Source organism: Pseudomonas edaphica, assembly GCF_005863185.1.
Lineage (GTDB): Bacteria > Pseudomonadota > Gammaproteobacteria > Pseudomonadales > Pseudomonadaceae > Aquipseudomonas > Aquipseudomonas edaphica.
In genome coordinates this window covers 1-3,126 of record NZ_VBVZ01000683.1, presented here as the reverse complement: position 1 = coordinate 3,126, position 3,126 = coordinate 1, and the positions used below count along the sequence as shown (strand labels likewise).

Below are 3,126 nucleotides of genomic sequence, written 5' to 3'. Positions count from 1 at the left end.
GATACACCGCTATCGCGGGCAAGCCAGCTCCCACAGTTGATTGGGTTTGCAGTTCGGAAATAGTTGTTTGTTGGGTCTCATCGGAGTCTGGCAATGGCACTACGCGAAACATGTTTATGGGAACAACTCACCCCAGGCCGGCCCGATCGCGCCGCGCTCAAGGGCGAGGTCAAGGTTGATGTGTGCGTGATCGGTGCCGGTATCACCGGCTTGTCGGCCGCCATTCATTTGCTGGAACAAGGTAAAAGCGTCGCCGTGCTGGAGGCTCATCGCACCGGCCATGGCGGTTCGGGGCGTAACGTCGGGCTGGTCAACGCCGGTATGTGGATCCCGCCGGACGAGATCGAAGCCGGTTTTGGCGAGGCGGTGGGCATTCAGCTCAACCGCATGCTGGGCGCGGCACCGTCGCTGGTGTTCAGCCTGATCGACAAATACAAGATTGATTGCCAACTGCGCCGTGAGGGCACCTTGCACATGGCGCATAACGCCCGTGGCGAGGCGGATTTGCGCAGTCGCGAAGAACAATGGAAGCGCCGCGGCGCCCCCGTCGAGCTGCTCACGGGCCAGGCGTGTGAACAGGCCACCGGCACCAAAAAGATCGCCGCCGCCCTGCTGGACCGGCGTGCCGGCACCTTGAACCCAATGGCCTACACCAGTGGCCTGGCGAATGCCGCCGTGGGGCTTGGCGGGCAACTGTTCGATCATTCGCCAGTCACTCAGCTTGAACGCCAAGGTGCAGTCTGGTCGGTGCAGACCACCCAAGGTTCAGTGCAGGCGGCGCAAGTGGTGATCGCCTCCAACGCCTATACCGAAGGTGAATGGACTGAGCTGCGGCGCAACTTTTTCCCCGGCTATTACTACCAGGTCGCCTCGGCACCGCTGACGGACGACGCCGCCAAACAGATCCTCCCCGGCGGGCAGGGCTCGTGGGACACACGCCAGGTGTTAAGCAGCATCCGCCGCGACGCGGATGGCCGCTTGTTGCTCGGCAGCCTGGGCAATGGCAACCAGAAACCGACGTGGTTCCTCAAGGCGTGGGCCGATCGGGTGCAGCAGCATTACTTCCCGTACCTCAAATCGGTGCAGTGGGAATGCACTTGGACCGGCTGCATCGCCTTCACCCCGGACCACCTGATGCGCCTGTTCGAGCCGGCCCCCGGTCTGGTCGCCGTCACCGGTTATAACGGCCGCGGCGTGACCACGGGCAGTGTGGTGGGCAAAGCCTTTGCAGACTATTTGTGTCACCAGAACCCACAGGCGCTGCCGATCCCGTTTGCGCCGATGCAACCGCTGGCCGGGGTGGGCCTGCGCAGTTGCCTGTATGAAGCGGGGTTCTCGCTGTATCACGCCGGGCAATGCCTGCGGATCGTGGTCTGATCAGCGAAATACCTGTCAAAAGCCTGCATCTTCTTAGCAGGCTACTAATCTGTATTGGTGCAAGTCGTAGCAATCACGCACTGTAAATGTGCAGTTCCGTTACGCACATTGTTACAGCTGTAGGAACTGTCGTTTAGGCATCCGGTTGCAGGTGCGACCTGCCAGGGTTGTACTTTTTGGATCCATTGGTTGCACCTTTCGATGCTAGACGGTTGCACGTACTGGCAAAGGGAGTCGAAACGCCTGTAATAACAATGACACCGTGTCTTTTTGAAGAATAAAAAAGTAATGGCACGCGCCTTGCTCTGGGCTTTCCTGTGAAAGTTTGACGCGAATTCGTAGTGCCAATAAACAAAAACCTCGGAGCACCACTCATGTCCCAGACGTTTTACAAGAAAGGTTTTCTGGCCCTCGCCGTTGCAGCGGCGTTGGGTGTTTCTGCGTTTGTTCAAGCTGATGTGAAGATTGGCGTGGCAGGCCCGATGACGGGCGCCAACGCAGCTTTCGGTGAGCAGTACATGAAGGGTGCCCAGGCGGCAGCCGATGTGATCAACAAGGCCGGTGGCATCAACGGCGAGCAGATCAAACTGGTGGCAGGTGACGACGCCTGTGAGCCCAAGCAAGCCGTGGCCGTGGCCAACCGCTTGGCCGACCAGGACAAAGTGATCGGCGTGGTCGGGCACTTCTGCTCGTCCAACACCATCCCGGCGTCTGAAGTGTATGCCGATGCGGGCATCATCATGATTACCCCGGGCTCCACCAACCCACAGGTAACCGAGCGTGGTCTGAGCGCCGTGTTCCGCATGTGCGGGCGTGACGACCAGCAAGGCATCGTGGCCGGCGACTACATCGTCGACGTGCTCAAAGGCAAAAAAGTAGCGGTCATCAACGACAAGGACACCTACGGCAAAGGCCTGGCCGACGCTACTGCTGCCCAGTTGACCAAGCGCGGCGTCAAGCCGGTGCTGGAAGAAGGCCTGACCCGTGGCGAGAAAGACTTCAGCGCGCTGGTCACCAAAATCCGCTCCACTGGTGCGGACGTCGTGTACTTCGGCGGCCTGCACCCGGAAGCCGGTCCGCTGGTTCGCCAGATTCGTGAAGCCGGCCTCAAGGACGTCAAGTTCATGTCCGATGATGGTGTCGTGACCGACGAACTGGTGGCCACCGCTGGCGGCAAGCAATACGTGGATGGTGTGTACATGACTTTCGGCGCCGACCCGCGCCTGCTGCCAGACAGCAAAACCGTGGTGGAAGAGTTCCGTAAAAACGGCACTGAGCCAGAAGGCTACACCCTGTACGCCTACGCCTCGATCCAGGCCCTGGCGGCTGGCTTCAACGGCGCCAAATCCAACAAAGGCGAAGACGCCGCCAAGTGGCTCAAGGCTCACCCGGTGAAAACCGTGATGGGCGAAAAAGCCTGGGATACCAAGGGCGACCTGAAAATCTCCGACTACGTGGTTTACCAGTGGGATAAAGACGGCAAATACCACCAGTTGGAAAAGCAGAAGTAAGCCTGAGCGCCACATAACCCATGTGTGAGCGGGTTTGTGTGGGAGCTGGCTTGCCTGCGATACAGGCACCTCGGTACTTCAGTAATACCCGGGTGATGCAATCGCAGGCAAGCCAGCTCCCACACAGGGCCCCGCTCCCACAGGGAGTGGTGTTGATATCGATATCTGTCTTTTCCTCCAGAAGCGCCGCGCACTCAACCGTGTGCAGGTGCTCACCGCGTGAGATTGCGTTATGGAT

At 59.6% G+C, this 3,126-nt stretch carries 2 protein-coding genes; both read left to right on the top strand.

Annotated elements, in window-relative coordinates:
• The first annotated feature begins 93 nt into the window (after positions 1-93).
• A complete protein-coding gene (amaA, locus tag FEM54_RS28910; RefSeq protein ID WP_138453889.1) occupies positions 94-1,377 on the top strand; it encodes an L-pipecolate oxidase in 1,284 nt (427 codons plus the stop codon).
• A 374-nt stretch (positions 1,378-1,751) separates the two neighbouring features.
• Positions 1,752-2,888 (top strand): branched-chain amino acid ABC transporter substrate-binding protein, encoded by a 1,137-nt coding sequence (locus FEM54_RS28905; RefSeq protein ID WP_099548106.1) that lies wholly within the window; start codon positions 1,752-1,754, stop codon positions 2,886-2,888.
• The last annotated feature ends 238 nt before the right edge of the window (positions 2,889-3,126 follow it).